Source organism: Vibrio nomapromontoriensis (assembly GCF_050337205.1).
GTDB lineage: Bacteria > Pseudomonadota > Gammaproteobacteria > Enterobacterales > Vibrionaceae > Vibrio > Vibrio nomapromontoriensis.
The window spans coordinates 362,279-385,220 of record NZ_JAKJSS010000008.1 but is presented as its reverse complement, the minus strand read 5'-3'; the positions used below and the strand labels follow the sequence as shown (position 1 = coordinate 385,220).

Genomic DNA, 22,942 nt, shown 5'->3' with positions numbered 1-22,942 from the left:
CCATTTATAGCGAGTTGGTAGTGTTGACCCGTCCAACAATTGACACGACTAAATGAACGTTAAACGGAAAACGAGCGCTCAAAAAGCATTAGATTTTGAGGTGATTATTTTTGTCTCGGCTGCTTTTGATGAGTTCGTCGTGATTAATCTCTTGCGCTGATTTCGCCAATCGGTCGTAGAGTAGAACATTGGTTGTTGCTGCAAGGTTCATGCAGCCAATCGTCGGTACATAAACGACTTCATCAGCTTGCTTAACGATTTTCTTTGGAATGGAGTTGTCTTCCGGGCCAAAGATATAGATTGCTTTTTCTGGGTGGACGAAGTCGGGTAATGGTGTTGCCCCTACCACTAGCTCGACACAAACAATTTTCATGTCTTGAGGTAAGGAGCCGAGTAGATCTTCGGTTCCGACAAGAGGAATAGTTTTGTTTATGTTTTGAGTATCAGTCTGAAACTTTGCGGCTTTATCGAATCGCTCGCCACTATAACGAACCTCCGACGCTTGATAGCAACCCGCAGCGCGCATTACCGCACCGACGTTGGTTGGACTTTTTGGGTTAACGAGACCAATAATCACAGACATATCATTTGCCACAACAGAATTCCTCTATTTAATTAGGTAGGGGAGTATACCTACAAATTGAGTCTTGATAAGTCTTACTCAAAAAAAAACGGCCTCGAAAGGCCGTTCTATACGAAGTTTATGCCTACTAAGGGCTAAACTAGGATGTTCATTAGGAACATGGCGCCAAAAGCATTCAGTACAGAGATGGCAATCATCACTGGAATATAGCGGCCTTCAGTGCCAATAGGACCCATGATACGACCCATATATTGAATCTGTGAGCCCATTAGATAAATAGCGGGCGCGAGAATAGCAATGTGCGTACCATTAAGAATACCTTGGTCAAATAAAGTGATGACGACGCCAACTGCGCCACCCATCGACATCCATGCGCCAATTAGTACAGCAGCCGATTCTCCAGGCAAACCAAAGACTGCCATGATTGGCGAAAATAGCACGCCCATAGCGCCAAGTGCGCCAGTGATTTGCAGTGCTTTGATAATGACAAACGCCATCAACACATTAGGGACCGTTGAAGTCGTTGCGATGACCCAGCCCTTCTTTGCGCCTTCAACAAAAATGTCCGTTACCATTGGCTTTTTCGCTTTCACTTCACTCATTATGCCATCTCCTGCTTTGTTGCTGTGTCGTTGTCATTTTGGTTTTTGTCTTCCTTGCCTTCTGTAATGTTGAGGTAAAGGCGGAATAGGTTTGCACCAACAAACTTAAATATGAACATTACGGCGACCGCGAGTCCTATCGATGATGTTACGGCTAGAGAGCCATCCATCATAGTCAGGGTAAACAATACAGCGCCAGAAGAGAAAAAGTTAACAATGGCTGCGCCTGCTGTGAATTGGAACATGGTAAACACGTCGGTTTCACGTTTGGTCAGGTGACCTTCATCTTTAAGTTGACGAGTCATCGCCGCACCAGCATCAGTACTTTGTAACGACGCAATGAGCGCTAGCCCTGAGTTACCAGGAATACCCATTAAAGGGCGAAGAAGCGGAGAAAGTAACTTACGAGCAGCGTCTAGTGCACCGTAATGCTCTAACACGTTGATCATTCCTAAGGCAAACATCACCGTTGGAATAAGCGTTAATGCGAAAATAAAGCCATCGCGGGCGCCGCTTCCTCCGACACCACGGAAGGTGGTTTTAGCCGCTTCAACGACACCGTCGGAGGTTTCGCTAACAGAATGGGCCACTTGACCAAACGAGCCATTAAGTGTCGTAAAGTCGAAAACACCATACCATTCGTTGGATTGTAATAGACCAGAAAAGAAAACGATTGCAAACGCAAGAGCCAAGTAACTTCCTATGGTGACTTTGCGTTCTGGAGCAGTTGGATCAGACATGATAAATCCTTGTAATTAGAACAGGATGCATATTGTGGCGCGACATTGATTGGCGAAGAATGATCGCCGTCAATGTAATGATTAATTTTAAATGTGTAAAAATTAGTTGTTGTTTATTTGTGATTTATTGGATGTTTTAGTGTTTTATTCTGGTATTAGATTAGGGTGCGAAATGAGAAAATTAAGTGAAATGTGATGAAAAGAGAGGAAGTTTTATCATAGGTAACAGGAAGGGCTGGTAGGTGTCATACTGCGGTGTAACTTCTGCAAAGAGCGAACTTTCCGTATCATTTTTCTATTTGGTTTACGATTGAAGAGGTAATAATGAAGCAAGGTCTTTCGTTTTGGTATGCCGCCGCATTTATGTTTGGCGCGATTCAGTTAGTGGCGCTCCCTATTTTAGTTCCAAGTCATATCTATCAGGTCTCTGGCTCGATGTTTCATAGTGGCAGCGCCTTAGCGTTTGTTGGACTAAGTGGTTTTATTGCCCCGCTAATTGGAGGGGCAATTGATCGATATAAACTTCATGCCGCTGCCCAAAGCAGTGCTCTAGTGTTACATGCGACAGCGATGGTGATATTTGCCTTTGTCAATCAAACATGGGCAATGTATGTTGCGACATTTTTGATTGGCTTAGGGTCAATTACACTAATGGTAGTCAATCCGTCGTTCATTGTTGCAGCAGGATTGGATAAAGACCATGAAGCGCTTTGTTTAACTCGAATGAACCAGAGTATCTTTGTTGGGGCGATAGTGATGGGGGCGTTACTGGCCTTAGTGAGCGAACAAGCCGTGAAGTTTAGTTTCTTACTGATCGCAGTGATGTCTGTAATCGCGTTATTGATTGTAAGAATTGACAATGTCAAAGCGGCAGCAAAGCTAGTCATTGCTCACGCGGAAGGTAATGACGATGCAGATAAGGGGCATTGGAACTTAACGTTCATTACTTTCTTACTTGCAGTATTTATTGCGATGTTCGCCAGTAGTAACCAAGTCGCACAAGGTCCGAATTTGTTTGAGCAACTTTTTGCAATTGATAAGTCAGCGATGTCGGTATTACTGATGGTCTCGTCTATCATCTCGCTAGTAACGCTCGACTTGTCTGGACGCCTTCTCAATAAAATGGGGGCCGGGGCTGTTTGGGTCATTGGTTTAACGGGCTATGCGATTATTGGTGGCGTATTATCTTATCTCGTTATCGGTGACGGGAGTTATTTCTACTTGCCGCTTCTCATGCACTTACTTTTCATGCAATTTTTATCGATGGTGGACATGGTGAAACCCGCTATTGTCGCGAAAGTCACGACGTTACCACCAGCTTCTACTCAAGGTTACCTTCTATTCGCTATTGCTGGTGGTTACGCGGCGGGAACAAGCTTAGGTGGCGTGGTAGGGCAACAGTTTGGAATGGAGCGTATGTTTGTCTTTGTTTCAGCGTGCGCCGTATTAGCGTTAGTATTTGCGCTTGTGACGCTTAAACGAATCAAGAACGCTCAGCAATGATAATCCGCTAGTTCTCATATTCTATTTACAAAAGAGCGCAGAAGCGCTCTTTTTTGTGGTTAGGAAGTAGCGTTCTAGAAGACGGATTAATCGGTGTACCAATACCCTTTATTTACCAGTTCGGTTAGCAAAGACACAGCGCTAGTGGAAGGCGCTGGTAGCTGAATCGTCACATTGTGGCACAACGCCATAATGAGAGGTGCTAGCTCTTCTGGCACCTTTAGCGTTTCGCCATTCACGTAGAGCATGGAAGGCTCATCTTCATGATGCAGTGCACGCAACCCTGCAACTTTGGTCAATTCGCCTGAGTTACTGAGGTGTTGTGCCATCTCTTCTTGTGTCCATTTAGGCTCTGGCGCAATGACATTCAAATGATGACGAGACTGGCTGAGCATCGTGGCCATGAAATCTTTTACGATCTGCGGGTCATCGAGTTTCGACTTTAGCATCTCGGTTAGCGATGCTAAATCACTAGCACTAATGGCACCGTGGTTATCTTGTGTGGTTAGCTCAGGTTTGTGCATGTGCACGTCGCCATAATCATGAGCTAAGATATGGTCAGCAAAGTTGCTGATCAGTTCTTGCTCTTTTGGAGAGCGGAAGCCAATGGAATAGCTCATTGATGGCTCGAGTGCGTAGCCATCGTGAGGAAAGCCCGGTGGAATATAAAGAATGTCGCCAGGCTCCAAAATTTGGTCAATTTCAGCGTCAAAAGATTCGATCTGACGCAAGGCTTCGTGACGGCAAGTTTCTTTATACTGACCTATGTCTTTTGCGCCAACGCGCCAATGACGTTTACCCATGCCTTGGATAATGAATACGTCATATTGATCAATGTGAGGTCCAACTCCGCCGTCTTTAACTGAATAGCTAATCATTAGGTCATCGAATAACCATTGTGGCATTGCTTTAAAAGGCGTGACGAGCTGTGCGGCACCTTCATGCCAATGGTTAGCCGCTTGAACGATGAAGGACCAATTAGTTTCCGCCAATGAGGCAAATTTATCCTCATCAAATGGACCATGGGCGGCCTGCCATTCATCATTTAGGTTGGAAACAAAGCGAGAGTCGACTTCCTCTTCCATCGTCAATCCGGCGAGTTCTTCTGGCGAAAGTGGATCTTGAAAGTGAGCAAAGCCACCTTTAATGATGGTGGGTTTCTTCTGCCAGTAAGTGGAAAGAAATTCTTGGAGCGAGAAAGTTAATTGGTACATGGTTTGAGTTCTACTCTAATGAAATCTGAGCGCATTCTAGCAAGAACTGGGCAAGAGTCATAAAGGCGTTCACACCTTTTATCGGATTATTGGCCTCTACATGCACTGGCAATATTTTTTCAAGCGGGTGCTATCTCCAATGGCATTGATAGAAATCACTTCTATACTCAAAATATAGAGCAGAGTACGTTGACGAAGATATTGAAAAATAGAGTAATTCTACAGGTAGGTTGACGTGGGGCTGTCTGAGCGTATTAAAGATAAAGCGAAGAGCTAGTATTACCGTAGGCAACAAGAAAAGGTGGCAAATGAAAATAGGGATTTTAACGTGTGGCTACGTAGATCAGGCGCTTTCGAGTGAACACGGGCAATATTTTGATATGATCAAGGCATCGTTAGCTGAGGTAAACCATGCTTTTGAATTTGTAAACTTCAATGTGTTGGAACGAGAATTACCCAGCCTTGATGAGTACCATGGGTTTATTGTTAGTGGCAGTGTGTATAACGCTTATGATGATCTACCGTGGATTCATGATCTTATGGATTGGATCCGAGCGTGTGAAGCAAGGCGCAAGCCGTTAGTGGGGATTTGTTTTGGTCATCAAGTGATTGCGCGAGCGTTAGGGGGAACGGTAGAAAAGTCACCCAAAGGCTGGGGGTTAGGTAGTTACGAAGTGTTTGTCACTGCCCAAAAGAAATGGATGAATTTGTCTATGGACACCATTCGTTTGCTAGTGAGCCATCAAGATCAAGTCACGATTGTGCCGAAAGGGGTTCGAGTGATTGCCAGCAATGAATTTTGCCCCAACTTCATGTTAGTCAAAGACAATCATGTCTTAACTGTGCAAGGACATCCAGAGTTTAGTGCTGAGTTCACAACAAAAGTACTGGAACAACGCAAAAAGCTAGTTACGCCCCACCATTATAAAGATGCCTTTAAACAAATTGATAAGCCCCAAGACTCTGTGCTTATTCTGCATTGGATAGACGCGTTCTTTGTACTAGGAAGTCAAAAGCGTCAAGCGGATCCCCTTGATGAAATGACGACGTAATGATTGTTGTGGTGAATTGGAAAAGACTAGAGTTATTAATAGCTGGATGACGTTAAAAAACGATTCAGAAATTAATAACTCTATGTACAAACGCTAAGGGGAAGTTACGCGAATTCTTTTTGCAGGTAGGTGACGATATCTGATGATTCGTACATCCACTCAACTTGTCCATCTTTTTCAATTTTCAGGCAAGGAACTTTAACACGACCACCACCTTCTAGCAGTTGCTCGCGTGCAATGCTGTCATTTTTAGCGTCTTTGAGCTCAATATTGACAGACTGGCGCTTCATTTCACGGCGAACTTTGACACAAAAAGGACAAGCTTCAAATTGATAAAGTGACAGTGCTTTTGCTTTTTCGTTGGCTTGTTGCTGAGCTTCGCTCGAACGTTTTACACCGCGTGGGGTAAACACAAAATTCAGCACCAAAATAATTTTTCCAAGAACAATACGAATGACTTTCATAACGACCTTTATTGAGCGGTTTTTTATTGTGGGGCGATGTTAACATTTTATTCACGCTTCAGACATCTCTTTACTATGATAGCGACAGAACCGTTGATATTGTTCCTGTCATAGTGTCCTCACGTAAAAGTGAGATTAGAAGGCTTCAAAATTCAATGCCACTGCATCACCTAGCCAATAAGCAAAGGTCGTATGATCTTTGATGTCGTCACCGGTGTTAGCGTGAATGAGTACACTTAAATTTCCTCTGTTCGCTTCTAACCATGGAACCAGTTGATCGAACGATTGGTCGTTGAACAAAATTTGGCAGCTCCACTTGGTATGAGGGCCGACGTTTTTTTGATGAACACGTCCTATCTCAAGGCCAAATTTCTCACCTGCGCGGTGACACAAGTTAGAAGCCAATTCTAGTGTCTCTTTATCGAAGTAGACATGAGCGTGATAGTCTTTATGACTATTGATGGGTTTTTGTGGGGTATTCATTTTACATTCCTATTTATTCACCTTAAACCTATGTTTGTGTTGCCATAGGCAATGACGGCTTATAACAAAGCCGTCATTTGTAATGATCGTTATTTACAATGCCCGAATTTACACCATCGGGGTTGCAACATCACCGTTTGCAGCATTACCGTTTACAACATCGCTACATGCGATTAATTTGAGGGTTTTTGGAGACCGTGATGCCAAGCCTTTTGGCAAGTCGTATTAAGTTAGCACGGTCGGTTTTGAGTACTCGACTGGCTTGAGCCCAGTTATAATCAGCTTGAATGAGCGCATCAGAGATAACCTTTCTTTGGAACTCTTCTGTTGCTTCTCGTAAGCCACTGTTAGTGTCAATGCTAATAGGAGATTGAGCGTGGCTTGTGGTGACATTTGGTGCCGACTCATCGTCAAATTGTCCGCAGTCTTCAATACTGACAGAAATCACTTTCTTGTCGAACATGCGAGCCTTTGCTTTCAACGTCGCTCGATTAATCACGTGCTCAAGCTCGCGAACATTACCCGGCCAGTTGTAGCGATTAAGATAGGCGCTGACATTCGGGCTCAATTTTAGCTGAGAAATCCCAAGTTTTCGACGTGCCTGTTCAAGGAAAAATCCGGTGAGTAACTCAATGTCACCGTTGCGCTCTCGAAGGGGAGGGACGGAAATCGGGTACACGGTTAAGCGATGATATAAATCTGCGCGAAATTTACCTTGTTCGACTTCTTCTTTCAATTCCCGATTGGTCGCTGCCAGTATACGTACGTTGATCTTTTGAATTTCGTCACGACCAACAGGTTGAATCTCATTGTTTTGCAGTGCTCGTAGTAACTTACTCTGCGCGGCTAGCGGAAGCTCGCCAATTTCATCAAGGAAAAGAGTACCGCCGTCGGCCAGTGCAAACTTGCCTTTTCGATTTTGGTCTGCACCAGTAAAGGCACCTTTGACATGACCAAATAATTCACTTTCGATGAGGTTTTCTGGGATCGCCGCGCAGTTGACGTATACCAACGGGTGTTGCCTGCGCGCAGATTGATGATGAAGAGTACGAGCCACAAGCTCTTTACCGACACCGGTTTCACCGTGGATGAGAATATTAAAATCTGATGGGGCGACAATTTCAATATCAGACTTCATAGCTTGCATTGGTGCACTGTCGCCAATCATCTCTCCGCCATCTCGTTCCCACGCTTCTACGTTGAGTTCTTCCAGCAGTTGCTTGGATTGCTTTGCCTGATATTCAAGTTGAGAAAAGGTCATCGCCATCTTCAGCGTAGAGGCGGCGATGGCGGACAAAACATCAAGGCTACGCTGAGGGATATCGTCAAACGCATTCGTGGACAAGCTGTCTAACGTCAGTGCGCCCAACATTTTATCTCCGAAAATCAGCGGAAGCCCCATGCAAGAGTGCATCGGTAAATCGCCATGGTGATCAATAAGCAAGCCATCAAAAGGGTCGGGAAGATCACTGTCTGCATCAAAAATAACGGGCGTGGTCGCCGCGCAGATTTGTGAAAATCGTGGGTGTTCGGCGATGACAAATCGCCGTCCCATCGTATCTCGAGATAAGCCCTGCATCGCAAGTGGTACTAACGTATCACCTTGCTGGGAAAGCAGCGCTACCGAATCACAATGAATGGTTTTGCGGATGGTATTGAGCAACGTGTCAAATCGTTGCTGGTCATTGCTGCTGCTTGCCAGTCCTATCGTGAGTTCAACCAGATTGGAGGGAGAGAAATCTTGCATGGTTAGCCAACGTTAAAGAGTTATAAGTTCATTGTAGTGTCTAATTGACTTAATTAAAAGGCGTCAATTGGACATATTGCTTTAAAAAATAGTGTTGAAAATCATGGTATAGCAGTAGCTGGTAAAGTTGGCATGTTCTGTGCTTTACCCTGTAGGTCGGAAGACAAATGCGTGTGATTCTCAACTCACATGTGTGCTATCTACGTGATAGCAACAATTTATACCCGTAAAACTATATTTGTAAAAACTATACCCGTAAAAATTATACCAATAAAAGAGCGAGTGCCTGATTTGTCTATTGAAACCTTCTCAGAGCGCATCGCCAAGTGAATAGTGAAGTAAGTTAATAATCAATGATTTACGTTATTTTAAAACTAACGAGATCGTTACTTTTGCCTTCAAGGGAGCGCATATGCTAAATAATACCCATATCGATATCATTAAAAGTACCATTCCACTATTGGAATCGGCAGGGCCAGCGTTAACACAACATTTCTACCAAAGAATGTTTTCTCATAATCCTGAGCTGAAAGATATCTTCAACATGACTCATCAAGAAACGGGGCGTCAAAGCGTCGCGTTGTTTGAAGCCATTGCCGCCTACGCAAAAAATATTGAAAACTTGGCGGCGCTAAGTTCAGCTGTAGAGCGTATAGCTCACAAGCATACCAGTTTTAATATTAAGGCCGAGCATTACCAGATTGTTGGTTTGCATTTAATCGAAACATTGAGAGAGCTCGCTCCAGATGCATTTACGGCTGACGTTGAAGAAGCATGGACAGCAGCTTACTTATTCTTGGCGCAGGTATTTATTGACCGTGAGTCAGCGCTATATTTAGCCAGTGAAGTTGCTACAGGCGGGTGGCGTGGTGCTCGTTCATTTGTAGTGGCGGAGAAAGTGACACAATCTGATGCGGTGACAAGCTTTGTACTCGTGCCTGAAGACGGCCAATCCGTTATCGGCTATAACGCGGGTCAATATCTAGGGATTGAAGTGACACCATCTAAAAGTGACAATGTCGAGATCCGTCAATATTCATTGTCACAGGCGTCAAATGGCGAGAATTATCGTATTTCGGTTAAAAAAGAAGCGCAAGACTCGCATCAGGGTTTAGTTTCGCACTATTTGCATGATGAGGTATCGGTAGGGGATAAGATTAACGTAATGCCCCCAGCAGGAGATTTCTTTTATGTCGAAAAGCATAAGCCCGTTGTACTGATTTCCGCGGGTGTGGGATGTACACCGATGCAAGCAATATTACAACAGGTAGTACGAAGCAACAAAGAGCAAGAAGTTACGTATCTTCATGCGTGCGAAAATCAGGCGCAGCATTCATTTTTGGATGAAACGGCTACCGTTATTGCTGGCAAAGGGTGGAGGAGTCACACGTGGTACAACAAGCCGACGAGTGCATTGAGCCTTGATAGTGAGTCTGCAGGGTTAATGCAGCTTAGCCATATCGCTGAACAGCTGCCGATAGCTAATGGTGACTTTTATATTTGTGGTCCGGTGGTCTTTATGGAAAGTGTGGTGAAGCAGCTAGAGGCATTAGGTGTATCACGTGATGCAATTCATTATGAAGTTTTTGGACCACATGCATATTTATAAACGCGCGCACTAGGCGTTAGTACGAAGTGAGAGGAGGTTATTAAGCTTACCTCTCACTCTCTAATTAAACCATTTCTCAAACCATCGCTTCCAACCGGAAGTCGGTGGTTTGTTTGCTTCATAATAACGAAAACCAATATAGTAGCTTTGGTTAAACGCAACTCGGTAATGATCTATATCGCCATTGGTAAACTTACTGAGCAGCGAACTGGTTTGCTGGGCGTGGTCATTAGCCAAACTGTAATCCATGCCTAGGCAGCCCTGAATATAAAGCCAACTATGGGTGACAAGCTGCAATTCATCGAGCATAGGAAGCTTGAAAATTTGTGCGCCTTGCTTGCCAAGTTGTTGTTCAAAACTCTGCTGCATGCTGTGGATTTGCTCAGAGTGCGCTTGCAATGAGCTTAGTGATTCAATATGAATTTTTGTAAAGAGCCCAAGTAACAGCTGAAGTGTTGGCGTTTCTGGTTTGTTGGCTTGAGCGCGTTCAAACAATGCGTTTTCCCGAGCGCACAGCTCGGAGAAATACGCAGTGTGATCGGCAACCGCGGCAATATTCATAATGTTGAATTGACGTAGATGCGTTTCTAGTGGGCTCATTTTTCTTGAAGTTCCTCAACAAGGACTTCTACAGAACCGTTATCGCCATCGACGAATAAAGACGTACCCGTAATCATAACGGATAGATCCATGGTGCGAGCCACTAAACTGGTTAAGGCTTCAATAGATTCATTGTTGAAGCGGTATACGCTGGCGTTTAGGTAGCCAAATTTTCCTTGGTTCTGTTTCCACCAAACATCACTTTTCGTATTAAAGCTATAAACTTTGGTTTCCTTGGACAAGCGTGTCGCTTTCTTCACTCGCTCGACATCGGGCTCACCAATTTCAATCCACATTTCGGTTTGGTCATCGAGTGTTTTTTGCCAGATGTCTGGCTCTTCGATATCGGATAGGCCTTTTGTAAACTGAAGTTCAGGTGAAGCATTCAAACAAAATGCCATCAGACGCGCCATCATTCGTGCGTGAGTTTCTGATGGGTGTAATGCGACAGTGAGGTTAAGTGAATCGTAATAGTCACGATTCATATCAGTAAGTGCAACACGGAACTTGTAGATGGTCGGTTTGATAGCCATAGGTGGAATACAACACAATTAATGATAAGACAGGGTATCTTACGTAGCTTAGTGGCAAATTGGTACAGAATTGGCAAGTTAATGGATTAAATGGCAAAAAAATAGCCAGCTTGCGCTGGCTACTCGTATCTGGGGTATCAACAGTAATTAAACTGGCATGATCTCTTCAGCTTGAGGACCTTTTTGACCTTGAGTTACTTTGAACTCAACTTTTTGGCCTTCAGCTAAAGTGCGGAAACCGTCTGCTTTGATGTTGCTGAAGTGAGCGAACACGTCAGGGCCATTCTCTTGTTGAATGAAGCCAAAGCCTTTAGTTTCGTTGAACCACTTAACGGTACCAGTTACTGTGTTAGACATAGTGTAATCCTAAAATTTAGTATTTTCTTTTTTGTTTTGCCGATTCGGCAGCTATAGCGCGAAAAAGTAAATTGCTATTGCGTACAACACGACAAGGAATTGCTTCGAATTCAACGAATGTCTTTTGTAAACAACGTAACTTCATTTCTAGCCAGAAATTAATATAAGCCACTACAGAGTTAAGTCAACGATTCTAAGTGGAGCTTGTATGGAATATTTGAACTTAAGCTAGTTTTTTGATTTCAATTACATGACATTTCATTTCTCTGACAAAACGCTTAATTAAAGTAGGGTGGAAGAATAAGAAACAAATTTTTAACCTTTTGATATAAAAGAATAATTTTTAGCCGAAAATTAATAAATTTGTAAACTTACTGGAACAAATATAAAGCGGTTTGCTCGGGGCTGGACTAATAGTCCAGCCCCGAGTATGACTAACGATCTATTTTAGGGGAGTACAAAGAATAAGCAGTAATTTGCCCTGCAACGATCGCGGAGAACATAAATAATGCGGATAAACCGATGTTGGGGATCGGCAAAATCGATTGGTCAAACACCGACTGACTGGCACTGACCAATACCCGGCTACCGGGGACCAGTATGATGATGCCTTGGACGATATAAATAGAGCCGGTGAGATCGAGTCGTTTGGCTACCCAAGTGCCGTACAAAGTAATGAGCACGGTTGTAAACCAGGTGCCGACAATCCAGCCACTGCTAAAGCCAAGATAAAAAGGACCCCACATACCAAGGACAGCAACGGGTAATCCGAGCAATATATCTTTTGGACGAGCGTTAAAAATCACACCGATAGATGATGAAATTAACAGTAACCCAAAACAGTGCAACCATAGAGGGACTTCGTTGGTGTAGGATAAAGATTCTGCTTGCCCCCACCACGCTTCACCAATATTGAGTCCCATTATCACACCAATGAACAGTTTGATCAGTGTTAATGCACTTTGCCCTAATAGAGCCGTACCAGAGACTAAATCATTAAACGCTAGACATTCCAATGAGTTGGCAATAGAGAGTCCGGGAACAAAAAGCACCACAGTGGCGATACATAATGCCCAAACGGGAATTGCTGCCCCCGTGCTGGCGATAAATGCCACAAAAATTCCGGTTAACAGTGCAGCTACAAATTCGACGGCGATTGAATTACGACCCTTCACAACTAACTGAGTGAGCCAAACAATCAAACCCAGTACAACGGAATAGGCGACGGCTTCTAGGGTGCTACCAACCAGCATTAAGTAGGCGGGTGGGATCCCCATATTCGCCAATGCAACGACCCACTTTGGATAGCCAATCGGTTCAGGAACGGGCTCGTTGCTGGGCTGATTAATACGAATAATGGTATTAGCCAGTAGGCCAAGATTGATGGATGCAGGTTTGAGTCGCTTTAATACCACAGTGTTGTTTTTATCAGGGAATTGATAATTAATCGCGGTAGGCGTTGCTTGAACCATGACGTCGATACCATGCTTTTGAGCATAGTATTGCGCGTACTTTTCTACTTTATAAGGAGCGCAACCACTGCGGTGTAATGTATCACCAATTTCAACGATTTTGTTTATGGTATGAGGTGAAGGCATAAGTGCGTCAAACTCAGATTGTAACTATGTTGTTAAGTGGCGTAACGGTAGCAGAGCTTTGTGGTTTTGACGAGAGGTATTATGCGAATTTACACGGATTTGTGTTGGTGGATTAAATTGACCATTAATTGCGCATGATAAAGGTTGGCGAGTTGTCGGCTAATATAACCATTCATCCATCATTTATCCCTTTTTATCGCATTGCCATGCACACCATTACCGCTATAGATAGAGTTACCTTAGAACATCACAATAACATATAAAAAGGTGACGCCAATGACCATACAGAATACACAGCAGACTTCTATCTCTAACAATCTATCGACTTATAAGGCGTCATTATCGCCTGTAGGCCTTCCTAAAAATGTTGTTTTAGCGAGCGCACTCTTATTCTCTTCATTTACGCTACAGGCAGCTGACAAACAAGGTGCATTTGTGGGTGGTTCTTTGGGTAATATGCAAACACATTCGGTTGAAAACACCTTCGAAGGTGAACGCTATAATCATTCAAGTCCCGCGATAGCCGTCTATGCCGGCTACCATTTTACAGACTGGTTTGGTTTAGAAGGGCAGGTATTAGGCGCAAACACTTCAGTGACTGGTTTATCATCGGTTGCGGGAATCGTGTCAGTGTCGCCCAAGTTCTCCTTCTATTTTAATGATAATGTCGCTTTGTATACAAAGCTGGGGGTATCAGGGCTTTTAATGGCTTGGGACGGCAAGCCACATAAAGAGAGTGCCAACGATTACTCGTATGGTATAGGTACCCATGTTGGCATTGGCGTTAATATAGCGATGAACAATAGCGTTAACATGAGGCTAGATTACACGCACATGATGCCCAATTTTGAACACGGTAGTGGCGTGAACCTTGGGAATGCGGAGATTGGTTTGTTTATGGTGGGCGTCCATTATCAGTTCTGACCGGAGTTATACGGGGAGTATTCGTTCTAGTGTGAGCGTGACTGTTGCCCCAGGGTTAAACGATAGATTCAACTACCCGAGTCATAAACCGTGTGCCATATCACGGTTTTTGTTCTGTGCACGCTGTTTGGTGTACAAGCACTAAGCAGTAAGAATAAAAAACGAGCAAACAAACACTTAAGTGCAAAATAACGCTTTCCATTCTGAGTGATTGTGGCATTATCTATCTCGTACCAACGATGTGCGTGCATCGTATAATGGCTATTACCTCAGCCTTCCAAGCTGATGATGCGGGTTCGATTCCCGCTGCACGCTCCAATCTCTTCTCCTTCCGGTACTAACTCTCAACCAACTGAAAACAAGACGCTTTAATGCGTATTTTTAGCATCTGAAATTTGGCTTTTGACGATAAACGGTCGAATGATCACCTTAAATGTCTATTACCCGATCGAATCGCTGTAGATACAAATGTAGTTATTCATGATCTGTAGAGTCTGAAAGGTCTAGAAATTGAAGCGAACTTTACTTTTGTTTATGATGACAAGCGTGGTATGAATTCTTCAATTATCTTTAACGATTTTAATGACTAACTGAAAATAACCCAAGGAGTGGGGAATGGGAATGTGGCGTAGTTTGGTGACTGGCACTGCAATAGCCGTTGGCATGAGTTCAAGTATTCAAGCCGAGACGGTTGACTTGTCGACGCTGTTTCCAGACAAAACCGTGCGCTCGTGTGGTACTTCAAACCAGTCTCTACACATCAATAATAATGAACCCTTAGTGCTAATTGTTCATGGTTGTCTTGCGTCTGAAGGGCAGTTTAAAGCACTGTCGGAAGTTTATGGGCAATTAGGGCAACAGGCGGCATGCTTTGAATATGATGATAGACGCAGGCTAGATGATGTCGCTGGTAGGCTTATCGAAGCGGTTAATACACTGAGCCCCGTATTAGGCGAGCAACAACTTACTGTTTTAGGTCATAGCCAAGGTGGATTAATTACTAGGCGAGCTGCTACTAGTCAGCGCAATGATGGTAAAAAAATCACTCACGCTTCCATAGAGATCGCCACGATATCGGCGCCATTTAAAGGCATCGAAGCCGCATCGCATTGCGGCATAAATTGGTTAAGAATCGCGTCTCTCGGGGTAGTGGATGCGATTTGCTACGCAGTGACTGGCGCCAAATATCTCGACATCCCACCACAGGCGGACTTTATTGAAACGCCTGGTGAATTGATACCGCAACTCGACCGTCACCTCATTATTAAAACTGATGAGCTAAACACATGCCGAACTCAAGATGCCAAGGGACAGTGTATTCAAGATGATTACGTGTTCTCACTCGTCGAGCAAACTAAATCTATGGTGGACAGTTCGACGCAAGGTCAGCCAATAACCGTCCATGCAGGGCATGCTGAAATTGTTGGTAGTGAAACCGTTACCCCTTGGAAACTGATTGAAGTGCTACAAAGGTATGGTTTGATGGCCAAACCCGCCCCCTCAGAAGTCGAAACCTTTACTACATCGGTGAATCAAATTTATCAGCGATTTATCTAGCGTTGCTTTATTGCCTCTCATTACGAAAAAGTAAGCGCCACGGACGCTTACTTTTTTAACGTTTACTGAGTGAAACCATAATGGGTATTAAGTGAGCCAAATTGGGCTTGTCCAACCAATGTTGCGGTCTTTTTGGAATACGCGTAGATAAACATACGAGGCGTTAGAACCTAATGCGCAAGCTTTCAGATCGGCGGTGAACTTATGTCCGTTTACCGCCCATTTTTCTAATACTTCGCCATTTACGACTAATTCTACTTTTGACATAGGGTCTGGCGTGATGGCTTCAATGGTTAAATGATGAGTGTCTGCCTTTGGCGCATCATTACCGATTGTCGTCTTGTCTATTTTAAGATCTAAGAACATACGGGGATGTGTGGTAGCAATGGTGTGGCGCGCTTTCATCGAGTCAAATATGTCAGCGCGGGTTTGCTGCTTGGCTATCACTCCCGTAATACCGCCATAACCGGGATTACCATCGTGACCATCACTATTGGAGACAAACCCGAATTTTTTACCTCGGTTTAAGAAGTCGACGACGGTATTATCTTTTACATTGTTACGGGCTTTGTGGAGCATTGGGTTTTTCGCATACTCAAAACGCCCCCATTGCGCGGAATAGACTTCGATCATCGTTTCATCTTCGCTACTCGCTTCCCAGTTGGCGAGGTCGAAGCCTTTCTCGAATTTTGCATCTTGGTTGTCGACGTGCTTTGGACTGCGACCATTACAAAAACGGTGCAGGTGCGGAATGGTGATGAATTCACGGCCTTTGTAGATATCCCATATATCGTGAATGATGGTGACATCACGATCGGGGTACTTCTCTTCCAATAAAGAATGTTTAAATAGTGCAACGGTATCACCACGACGACCATGCAGTTCAAAACCACAGAAAGTCACAAACTCACCGTCTTGATTAAACTTGTCACACTCTTCACCAATGGTTTTCCATGTGGCTTTATCAATGTTGACGGTTCGGTCTTCATTGAACGTAAAGGTTTGTTCTGACAGCCCTACAAAGTCTAATCGAGCCACTTCTTTGGCGTAAGCGTAAGCGTTACGTGGGTAAGCCCCACAATCATTATCACGAATGTTGGCGGTTAGGTTAGAGTGTGTATGTGTGTCGCCCCAGTAGATGTTGTGCTCCACTTTCTCAACAACTTTAATAACAGCAGGGGCGACATGAAGGTCGGTACCTTCAATGCTGGCAAGGTAACTGCCTTGCTCCAGGACGCAGTTTACGTTCCCGTATGCGATATTGGTGATGCGGATTTTTTCATTGTTGTCTAGGTTGGTGAAAACAACTGTCAGTGGAGAGCAAGTATAGTTTTTTATTGGGTTTTCAAAACGGTCCACTGCCAACATAGACAGTTTGAAGGCTTCTCCTTGCTGGGCGATAGTCGGCGCAACCAGTGACAGCTCTTTTGCCGCAGCAGGTGTTAATGTGATGTCTGGGAAGACCGCTAAGCGACGTGTGTTGTTAGAGCCGCCGAGCGTCATATCAAAAGTTTTTTCAATGCGACATACGTCGTCGTTAAAGGCGCGAATACCAATTCGAGTAGGCGCTGCATCACCTTTAAGATAGAGACGGTCGACGCCTCCGAATTGAACAAAAAATGCTTGTCCGGTTTGAAATTCGTCAATGAGCGAGATGTGTGCTTCGCGAGATGAGTCGTTCCAGCGATGAATGTGGCTAAATTCTGTTTTGACTTTGTGAATAGCAACGTCAATTTCTAGGCTTTCTTCATCAGCTAATGCATAGAGGTAGCTGGGTTTCCAGTAGTCGTAACATTGTAAATATTCATCAGACAATTGATGCTGATAAGGCTGGACAGTGATAACAAACTTAGTGCCCGCTGGTAACGTACACTTTGGTTCTACGTCTAGGCGCCATTCATATTCGCCATTGACTTCAATTTCTTTTTCTTGCGTCACTCGAAACGTCGCCAGCTCATCTTGATAAGTGTATATTTCCATAATCTTCGCTTCTCTATATCTGTATCGGAATAGTCGTTATTTCGAAGGGCTTTCTATGTTTCTATTTAAATCTAATAGCGCGCTCGGGCTGTATGATAGCCGTCATAAAAGGCAGAAAATAAAGGCAGTTGATAGAGGCAGTGGATAAAGGTTAGGGCAGGTTCATCGGGGGAATAATTGAGCGTGAAATAAAAGGTGATCACTTCTTAAGCACATAAAATTGTGACATGAATCAGAGGGGAGAAATTAGATTCAGTAATATTACCGTATTGGTAAATCGCGAAACAGGTCAGTATTGGCTCCAGAAAATAAGCCGTTAGGCACCGTTACAACAGCGATTACAATTTATTGGGATATTACTATGAAAAAGCTAGCCGTCGCGATTGCGATGATTCTTTCCGCTCCTACCATTGCAGAAACCAACGATGCAGGCATTGTTACTGAACAGTCTTCAGCAGCCAATATTTCTGAACTTTCTTCTACTGCTGACAAGCCTAATAATCTTTACGATTTTATCGAGAATGATAAATTATCAGGTGTTGCATATTCTGGTGCTGAATTAGGTGGAAATGTACTGTTTGATGATCAAAATAACAGTAACTTCGCCCATGGTTATATGTTTAAAGTTGGTGCCGACTTAAGCTACGCGGTGACGGACTCCTTTTCGCTTTTGATTGGTGGTGAAGCCCGTTATGAATGGGCAGGGGTCGACAAGAAAGTAGAGCCAGTTAACTACGTCGATCGTTTTGTCTTTGGGGTGAATTCAGTAGCTGGCGTAACAACGTTTGGTAAACAGTGTGGTATTGCAGACGTCTATCTCGGTTTTGGTGATATTTCCAAAGAGCACGGGATTGGTGCTGAAGCGGACGAAGCAACATGTACCGACGAGCAGTTAAACCATCACTACTTCGGAGAGAATTTCGATATCGGTGCCGCATGGGAGCATTCGAATGACGCCTGGGCTGTTGGTGGTTCTACAACAGTAGGTCCAGTTGTTATTGGTGGTACTTACGTTGATATTTCGAAAGGCGAGAACTCGACGGCAGCACAAGATCGTTCAGAGAAGGTGTATACGGTAGGTGCGGTTGCCGTGTTGGATAAGTTTAACTTTGCGGCTAAGTATGATTTTGCTGACGTAGAGGCCATCAGCGCGAATAACGAAGAAACCAAAGGCTATGCGTTAGGTATTGCCTATCAAGCGACCATGAATTTATCTATCTCTTCAACCTACAACGCTGAAGAGTATAACTTTACCGAGTCAAGCCGTTCATACATGGAAGATGATTGGTTTACTTTGGGAGCATCTTATCGTTTGAATGAGCATTTAGAATTTGTGACGGATTACAAATTTGCCTCTGAAGATGACGATAAATTGTTTTTACGTGCAAACGTAAGTCTGTAACTTTTTTGTCTTTGACGTTTCATTATGAACCTTTTGCCAGTAGCTCTGCTACTGGCCTTTTTTCGTTTGAAGCAATAGCGTTTTCTTGTATTCAAGTAAAGCGCATTGACACTGTACCACTGAAAGACTAATTTTTAATTAAAACCGATAGTTATACGAGTGTATATGGATGTTAATACATCGTTGTAAAATGCGGCTCGCACCTTAGCTCCTTCATTATAACTTTCTCAGAGATGGTCAGAATCATGACAACAAATTTCGAAACCTTGCTGATGAACCAATCGAATCGACTTACCGCCAGTCGACCTAACGACTTTTTAGACAATTTTGTAGGCATTGTTGAGGATGCGTTGGAGTGGTTTAAACTCGACAGGCTGACCGTTTTTCCAAACTCAATGATCTTATTAAACGATGGAAAGACCATTTCAGTATCAAGGAAAGGGATACCAAAGTTAGATAAGCAGCGATTTTTGAAAGGAAATTATAAGGATTACCTAAGGATTTTGCGCTCAAAACAGCCGTGGCAGATCTTTGATAGTGAAGCGCTTGAAAATCACCCGTTAGATCCGATAAAAGAGCTCTACCGAGAAGGGGCGTGCTGGCATGGTATTATTCGCCTAGAGTTGTTTGGGCAGACTTGGGGCGCGTTGGCATTTTCGCGTTTCAGTATGGATGAGCCGCCACTTAGCGAGGAAAACTTTAAACGTTTGAAATTGCTGTGCGACATGTGGCTTTGCTTTTGGCAGCACGCGACAATGACAAGAAACCTCAGTTTAGATGACAGTTCTGTTGTTGACGAAAGTGAAAAGCTGCTATTACTGAGCAAGAAGCAGTGCACTGTGCTGACACTGTTGTCACAAGGTTACACGGCAAAGCAGTGTGCAGAAAAACTGTTTTTAAGTTCCCGAACGATTGAGTCACACAAATATCGGATGCTTGATATTTTAGATTTAGATAATCACACCGAGTTGGTTCAGTTCGCATTGAGAAATGGCTTAGGTATCGAATCTATCGACCGGTAAATTGTGATACAAATGCAGTAGTTCTTCCCGTATATGGCTATCGTACCAGCCGTTAATATCTGAATAAGTAAACCGTTCAGATAAGGGTGAAACGATGCAAAAGAACATTCTAGTCATAGGCGCATCATCGGGCATTGGTTATGACCTGTGCGATACGCTTCTTAAGCAAGGGCATACCGTTTATTGCGGAGCACGTCGTCTAGACCGTTTAGAGGGGCTGCGAAAGCAGGGGGCGTATGTCTTCCAAACGGATGTATGCAATGAAGAAGATCTTCACCATATTGTCGAAACCATGGCCGCACAGCAAAGCAGTATCGATATCGTTTACGCCAACGCTGGTTTTGCTATTGCAGGTCCAATTGAAGAAACGCCAATCGATAAAGTGAAGCAACAGTTCGATACCAACGTCTATGGCCCCGCTCGTATTGCGCGGAAAGTATTACCTTATATGAGAAAGCAAGGTCATGGGCGAATTATAATTACCACCTCTATTGCCAGCCGAGTCTCTACAAGTATGAATGGATGGTATTCAGCAAGTAAGCACGCGGTCAATGGTATGGCTAAGGCGTTGGCTCAAGAAGTCGCTGGTTTTAATGTGCAAATAGTGATCGTTGAACCTGGATGTGTGAAAACGGAGCTAGACGCCGTTCAGTTAGCGGATATGAAGGCGACGACATCCCTTCCGGTGTACGCTGATATTGTGGACAAATCTTATGGATTTCTTAAGCGTGGCTATGAATCTGGTTCGAACAGTGATTCGACGGTGAAGACGATGCTTGCTGCAGGTTTTAGCAATAAACCTAAGCTCAGTTACCAAAGCACATTAGATTCGAAGCTGATGTTTTGGGTACAAAAGATTATCGGCGAGCAACGACTAGGACAAATCATTCTAAAGCTCATTATGCGTCAGAACTAAATAAGCCATATTATGGCATTTGAGCAACGTGCTTGAATAAGCGGTTCGTGCGTCATGCGTTATTATTGTACACATAACGCATGACTGTATTGGCGGTTTTGTCACCCTTCCAAAATATCCCTGTTTTTCAATTTCGTGCAGTAGTTTTACCGATCAATTTGTTGCCTGATAACTTTAAAATTAGCTCAAGTAACCACCTAAGCCTCGTCGCTAGATTGTTATGCCAAAGGCTTACCTTAAATTCTTACTTGAGCGACTTATAATGAAAAAACACACACTAGCTTTATTGCTATGTACACCTCTAGCCAATGCCAGTGGTTTGCTACTTCAAGAAGCTGTTACAGCGAATGCGGGCACGGCCGGAGCCGGTGATGGCGTCCATACAAGCTCTGCCGCGGCGAGCTGGACTAACCCTGCAGCTATGTCTTTTATGGGGGAACAAGTCACCACGGTGAATGCTATGCTGCTTCATCTGCAAATGGATTATCATGATGACAGCCCTCAGAAAAGTGATGGCGAAGCTAAAACGACAATGCCTTCAGTCGGAGTATTTCACGTTCGTCAAATCAGTGACGAAATTCATCTAGGCATAAATTTCGGAATCGTCGGTGGCTCTTCTATTGACTATGGTGACCAGTGGGCTGGAGCGCCGTATTTGGACAAAGCCTTTATGAGTGGGTTACAGCTGAACCCCAACCTGAGCTACCAAATTAATGACAATCTATCGCTAGCCGTGGGGGCGCAGCTAAGTTATGGCTTACTAGAAGTCTCGACAAGCGGACTGCAAACCAATTTAGACACGGATTGGGCCTATGGTTTTACCACGGGCATTATGTACAATCAGCAAGATTGGGCGTTAGGTCTTAGTTACCGTTCAAAGTTGGAGCACGATTTTTCTGTGACTGCGATATCAGACGCACCACCACTTTCTATCCCTTTAGACACCGAGCTATTAGTTCCCGCTATCATTGATTTAAGCGGTCGATATAACCTTAATTCTACCCTCTCTTTGTTAAGCTCCGTCCAGTTCCATCAGTGGAGTGACTTCGCGCAAACGCCGTTGTATACCGACAAGACAACAGCCAACGTGGAGAGAAACTGGAATGATGTCTGGAAGTTTGCCGTAGGGGCAGAATATCAAGTCAGTGACAAGTGGGCGCTAAAAGCGGGCTTTTCTTATGAGACCTCTCCTCAAGATGATCCATCGCTACAGTGGGTGGATTTACCGGTTGGAGAACAGTACCGATATGCATTGGGCGCTAGTACTCGATGGAACGACAATCTGATTGATATCTTTTATGAATTTGCCGACCTTGGAACCATGCCTATTGAGCGACAAGTTGGGCCTAATGCTGGTCGCGGTGATGGTCTTCCGGATCTTAAAGGCTCTTTCGAAGGCCACATTCATTTTGTCGGCGTAAACGTCAGTTTCTAATCCAATTTAATGACAGGTTTCTTTTAATAGCGCCATTCTGGGCGCTATTTTTTTATTTTCTCTCACTGCCACAAGCGGTAATTATTACTGAATAACTTACCGAGTCTTTTGTATAGACTGCGATGGAAATGTTCTTTGTTCAATGAACGATCAATACCCATCTACTTACAAAGGTGTCCTATGTTTTTCAATCGTTACCTTAAACCTTTTCTAGCGATCGGTGGCTTAGTCACCATGTATGCAGGGATATACGCGATTAATCCCGAGTCAGCGCTACGAGAAATGAATAACTTGCCCTATGATGATAACTATGTCTTTTTATTTAGACATTGGGGAATGATGGTAGGGTTAATGGGGTTCTTTATTGCGGCATCGGCATTTGTGCCAAAGTGGCGAGAGCCGATAATACTCTATTCATTTTTGGAAAAGTTGTTCATGGTGTACTTGTATATCTCAAATTTTTTCAATCCAGAAACCGCTCATCTAAATTCGAGTTTTGTTCCATTTGCCATCACCGATATTACGATTTGTACTTATACAGTAGGGTACTGGCTTGAAAACAGAAGGCAGAGCCGCCGCTCATAAAAGTAATCGACAATCCATCACTCATAAAAAAACCTC

Annotated in this window: 22 protein-coding genes and 1 tRNA gene; 11 read left to right on the top strand and 12 right to left on the bottom strand. The window is 43.8% G+C overall.

Annotation, left to right across the window (positions count from 1 at the left end; genetic code table 11):
• Positions 1-88 precede the first annotated feature (88 nt).
• From L4D05_RS09485 to L4D05_RS09475, 3 genes are all read right to left on the bottom strand, one after another.
• On the bottom strand, positions 89-583 hold the full coding sequence (locus L4D05_RS09485; RefSeq protein ID WP_428793999.1) for an RNA methyltransferase: 495 nt from the start codon (positions 581-583) through the stop codon (positions 89-91).
• Positions 584-717: 134 nt separating this feature from the next.
• Positions 718-1,185, bottom strand: coding sequence for a YjiG family protein (locus L4D05_RS09480; protein WP_265674953.1), 468 nt, complete (start codon positions 1,183-1,185; stop codon positions 718-720).
• Positions 1,185-1,925 (bottom strand): nucleoside recognition domain-containing protein, encoded by a 741-nt coding sequence (locus L4D05_RS09475; RefSeq protein WP_428751455.1) that lies wholly within the window; start codon positions 1,923-1,925, stop codon positions 1,185-1,187. The genes L4D05_RS09480 and L4D05_RS09475 overlap by 1 nt, the downstream gene beginning before the upstream one ends.
• Positions 1,926-2,249: 324 nt before the next feature.
• Here L4D05_RS09475 and L4D05_RS09470 point away from each other — a divergent pair, with 324 nt between their 5' ends.
• A complete protein-coding gene (locus L4D05_RS09470; protein WP_428793772.1) occupies positions 2,250-3,428 on the top strand; it encodes an MFS transporter in 1,179 nt (392 codons plus the stop codon).
• Positions 3,429-3,514: 86 nt separating this feature from the next.
• Here L4D05_RS09470 and L4D05_RS09465 read toward each other — a convergent pair whose 3' ends face one another.
• On the bottom strand, positions 3,515-4,642 hold the full coding sequence (locus L4D05_RS09465; protein WP_428793771.1) for a ribosomal protein uL16 3-hydroxylase: 1,128 nt from the start codon (positions 4,640-4,642) through the stop codon (positions 3,515-3,517).
• A gap of 308 nt (positions 4,643-4,950) precedes the next feature.
• Between L4D05_RS09465 and L4D05_RS09460 the strand changes: the two genes are divergently transcribed.
• Positions 4,951-5,694, top strand: coding sequence for a type 1 glutamine amidotransferase (locus L4D05_RS09460; protein ID WP_428793770.1), 744 nt, complete (start codon positions 4,951-4,953; stop codon positions 5,692-5,694).
• 104 nt (positions 5,695-5,798) lie between these two features.
• Here the strand turns inward: L4D05_RS09460 and L4D05_RS09455 are convergent, their stop codons facing one another.
• The 3 genes from L4D05_RS09455 to norR all read right to left on the bottom strand — a co-directional run bounded on the left by L4D05_RS09455 (position 5,799) and on the right by norR (position 8,388).
• On the bottom strand, positions 5,799-6,158 hold the full coding sequence (locus tag L4D05_RS09455) for a glutaredoxin family protein (protein ID WP_265674947.1): 360 nt from the start codon (positions 6,156-6,158) through the stop codon (positions 5,799-5,801).
• A gap of 135 nt (positions 6,159-6,293) precedes the next feature.
• Positions 6,294-6,641, bottom strand: coding sequence for a DOPA 4,5-dioxygenase family protein (locus L4D05_RS09450; protein ID WP_428793769.1), 348 nt, complete (start codon positions 6,639-6,641; stop codon positions 6,294-6,296).
• 163 nt (positions 6,642-6,804) lie between these two features.
• On the bottom strand, positions 6,805-8,388 hold the full coding sequence (gene norR / locus L4D05_RS09445; protein ID WP_428751450.1) for a nitric oxide reductase transcriptional regulator NorR: 1,584 nt from the start codon (positions 8,386-8,388) through the stop codon (positions 6,805-6,807).
• A 412-nt stretch (positions 8,389-8,800) separates the two neighbouring features.
• On the opposite strand from norR, the gene hmpA reads away from it, so the two are divergent.
• Positions 8,801-9,997, top strand: a complete 1,197-nt coding sequence (hmpA, locus tag L4D05_RS09440) for an NO-inducible flavohemoprotein (RefSeq protein WP_428793768.1) — start codon at positions 8,801-8,803, stop codon at positions 9,995-9,997.
• A 60-nt stretch (positions 9,998-10,057) separates the two neighbouring features.
• Here hmpA and L4D05_RS09435 read toward each other — a convergent pair whose 3' ends face one another.
• The 4 genes from L4D05_RS09435 to L4D05_RS09420 form a co-directional block, all read right to left on the bottom strand.
• On the bottom strand, positions 10,058-10,597 hold the full coding sequence (locus L4D05_RS09435) for a hypothetical protein (protein WP_428793767.1): 540 nt from the start codon (positions 10,595-10,597) through the stop codon (positions 10,058-10,060).
• Entirely contained in the window at positions 10,594-11,130 is a 537-nt protein-coding gene (locus L4D05_RS09430; protein ID WP_428751447.1) for a YaeQ family protein, read from the bottom strand. The genes L4D05_RS09435 and L4D05_RS09430 overlap by 4 nt, the downstream gene beginning before the upstream one ends.
• Before the next feature lie 147 nt (positions 11,131-11,277).
• The gene (locus tag L4D05_RS09425) at positions 11,278-11,487 is read right to left on the bottom strand and encodes a cold-shock protein (protein WP_102469409.1); all 210 of its coding nucleotides are present in this window, start codon (positions 11,485-11,487) and stop codon (positions 11,278-11,280) included.
• A 434-nt stretch (positions 11,488-11,921) separates the two neighbouring features.
• On the bottom strand, positions 11,922-13,085 hold the full coding sequence (locus tag L4D05_RS09420) for a threonine/serine exporter family protein (RefSeq protein WP_428793766.1): 1,164 nt from the start codon (positions 13,083-13,085) through the stop codon (positions 11,922-11,924).
• Between the two features lie 276 nt (positions 13,086-13,361).
• Between L4D05_RS09420 and L4D05_RS09415 the strand changes: the two genes are divergently transcribed.
• The 3 genes from L4D05_RS09415 to L4D05_RS09405 all read left to right on the top strand — a co-directional run bounded on the left by L4D05_RS09415 (position 13,362) and on the right by L4D05_RS09405 (position 15,566).
• Complete coding sequence (locus tag L4D05_RS09415; protein WP_428793765.1) at positions 13,362-14,009, top strand: outer membrane beta-barrel protein; 648 nt, start codon at positions 13,362-13,364, stop codon at positions 14,007-14,009.
• Positions 14,010-14,252: 243 nt separating this feature from the next.
• A tRNA-Gly gene (locus tag L4D05_RS09410) sits at positions 14,253-14,327 on the top strand.
• Between the two features lie 297 nt (positions 14,328-14,624).
• Positions 14,625-15,566 (top strand): esterase/lipase family protein, encoded by a 942-nt coding sequence (locus tag L4D05_RS09405; RefSeq protein WP_428793764.1) that lies wholly within the window; start codon positions 14,625-14,627, stop codon positions 15,564-15,566.
• Positions 15,567-15,653: 87 nt separating this feature from the next.
• On the opposite strand, the gene L4D05_RS09400 is transcribed toward L4D05_RS09405, so the two are convergent.
• Positions 15,654-17,546 carry a DUF3604 domain-containing protein gene (locus L4D05_RS09400; protein ID WP_428793763.1) on the bottom strand — a complete coding sequence of 631 codons (1,893 nt, stop codon included), beginning with the start codon at positions 17,544-17,546 and terminating at the stop codon, positions 15,654-15,656.
• A 361-nt stretch (positions 17,547-17,907) separates the two neighbouring features.
• Here L4D05_RS09400 and L4D05_RS09395 point away from each other — a divergent pair, with 361 nt between their 5' ends.
• The 5 genes from L4D05_RS09395 to L4D05_RS09375 all read left to right on the top strand — a co-directional run bounded on the left by L4D05_RS09395 (position 17,908) and on the right by L4D05_RS09375 (position 22,906).
• On the top strand, positions 17,908-18,948 hold the full coding sequence (locus tag L4D05_RS09395; RefSeq protein WP_428793762.1) for a hypothetical protein: 1,041 nt from the start codon (positions 17,908-17,910) through the stop codon (positions 18,946-18,948).
• 245 nt (positions 18,949-19,193) lie between these two features.
• Positions 19,194-19,970, top strand: coding sequence for a helix-turn-helix transcriptional regulator (locus L4D05_RS09390; protein ID WP_428793761.1), 777 nt, complete (start codon positions 19,194-19,196; stop codon positions 19,968-19,970).
• 94 nt (positions 19,971-20,064) lie between these two features.
• Positions 20,065-20,886 carry an SDR family oxidoreductase gene (locus L4D05_RS09385; protein WP_428793760.1) on the top strand — a complete coding sequence of 274 codons (822 nt, stop codon included), beginning with the start codon at positions 20,065-20,067 and terminating at the stop codon, positions 20,884-20,886.
• Positions 20,887-21,148: 262 nt separating this feature from the next.
• Positions 21,149-22,321 (top strand): OmpP1/FadL family transporter, encoded by a 1,173-nt coding sequence (locus tag L4D05_RS09380; protein WP_428793759.1) that lies wholly within the window; start codon positions 21,149-21,151, stop codon positions 22,319-22,321.
• 180 nt (positions 22,322-22,501) lie between these two features.
• Positions 22,502-22,906 carry a hypothetical protein gene (locus L4D05_RS09375; protein ID WP_428793758.1) on the top strand — a complete coding sequence of 135 codons (405 nt, stop codon included), beginning with the start codon at positions 22,502-22,504 and terminating at the stop codon, positions 22,904-22,906.
• The last annotated feature ends 36 nt before the right edge of the window (positions 22,907-22,942 follow it).